Genomic DNA, 238 nt, shown 5'->3' with positions numbered 1-238 from the left:
CGGTTTGACCGTATTGCCCAAGTCCGAACGCCCGTCCAAAGAACAAATCCGCGCCAAAGTCGAAGTATTGCTCAAACTCGTGCAGCTTTCCCAACTCGCCAAATCCTATCCGCACCAGCTCTCCGGCGGCCAACGCCAACGCATCGCCCTCGCCCGCGCCCTCGCCGTCGAACCCAAACTTCTGCTCTTGGACGAACCCTTCGGCGCGCTGGATGCCAAAGTGCGCAAAGAATTGCGC

The 238-nt window shown here is 59.7% G+C and carries 1 protein-coding gene; it reads left to right on the top strand.

The window, feature by feature from the left end:
- The coding region (locus ACTHSQ_RS11445) for an ATP-binding cassette domain-containing protein (protein ID WP_440375971.1) at window positions 1-238 on the top strand (238 nt) is incomplete at both ends.

Origin of the sequence: Neisseria sp. P0009.S008 (genome assembly GCF_051958615.1) — a bacterium.
GTDB classification, from domain to species: domain Bacteria; phylum Pseudomonadota; class Gammaproteobacteria; order Burkholderiales; family Neisseriaceae; genus Neisseria; species Neisseria subflava.
Note: the sequence above shows the minus strand (reverse complement) of the source record. Positions and strands in the feature narration are given on the sequence as shown.